The sequence below is a fragment of the Bradyrhizobium sp. LHD-71 genome, assembly GCF_031157255.1.
Classification (GTDB): domain Bacteria; phylum Pseudomonadota; class Alphaproteobacteria; order Rhizobiales; family Xanthobacteraceae; genus P52-10.
The window spans coordinates 1-1,054 of record NZ_JAVIFX010000075.1; the positions used below are offsets into that span (position 1 = coordinate 1).

Below are 1,054 nucleotides of genomic sequence, written 5' to 3' on the forward strand. Positions count from 1 at the left end.
ACTAGAGCATTTCACATTTTGACTGAAGCGTAACCGGCGTTGGCGAAGTAGTTGGCGCATTCGCGAGGCTGGATCGCCTCGCCGAGGTTGCCGATATGGCGCCAAGTGTCCTCGACGGTGCGCTTCTGAGCGTGTCGCATCCAGTGCTTGATCTTTGAGAAGGCCTGTTCGATCGGATTGAGGTCGGGAGAGTACGGAGGCAGGTACCAGAGCCTGGCGCCGGCGGTCTGGACCATTTGCCTGATGGCTTTCGATTTGTGGCTTCCGAGATTGTCGAGAATGACGATGTCGCCTTCGCGCAGGGTTGGCAGGAGAAGGTGCTCGACATAGGCGCGGAAGCACTCACCGTTGATCGGCCCGTCGAAGACGCAAGGAGCCGTGAGCTGATCGTGGCGCAGCGCCCCGAGGAACGTCAGGGTGCGCCAGTGGCCGTGCGGCGCGAAGCCTCGCAGGCGGGCCCCCTTGGGACCCCAGCCGCGCAGGGGGACCATGTTGGTCTTGATCCAAGTCTCATCAATGAAGACGAGCCGGGCCGGATCAAGCCCGGTCTGCCAGGATCGCCAACGCTGACGCCTGCGAGAGACGTCGGCGCGAGCCTGTTCAAGGGCGAACAGTGTTTTTTTTGAACCGCAACCCTTCCCGGCGCAGGAACAGCCAGACGGCGTTGTGCGAGACCTTGATCCCGCGCGCCGCCAACTCCGCCTTCAGACCATGCAGCGTCAGGTGCGGCGTCTGAGTGATCCGCTCGACGATGAAGGCGCGGTGCGCAGTAAGCACGGGCTTGCGGTGGCCGCCCATCTTGCCGGGCGCAACCGAGCCGGTTGCCCGCTGCCGCTGCGACCATTTCACAACGGACGAGACCGCAACGCCGAACCGTTCCGCCACCGACCGGCAGCTCTCGCCAGCCAAAACAGACGCCACCACGCGTTCGCGAAGATCCAGCGATAGAGGTCGGCTCATGCGATGCTGGCCTCCAATCCAGCCAGCATCTTGAATCACAAATCGCCCAAAACCGGAATCCCCTCCGATTCAATTAAGCAATGAAATGCTCTAG

General features: G+C 62.0%; 1 protein-coding gene. It reads right to left on the bottom strand.

From position 1 onward, the window contains the following. Positions 1-11: 11 nt before the first annotated feature. Positions 12-960 (bottom strand): IS630 family transposase gene (locus RCO31_RS34610; RefSeq protein WP_308972933.1). Its coding sequence is split into 2 segments (ribosomal slippage): positions 12-623 and positions 625-960, totalling 948 coding nucleotides; the frame shifts between segments, so codons are not numbered across the junction. Positions 961-1,054: the final 94 nt, after the last annotated feature.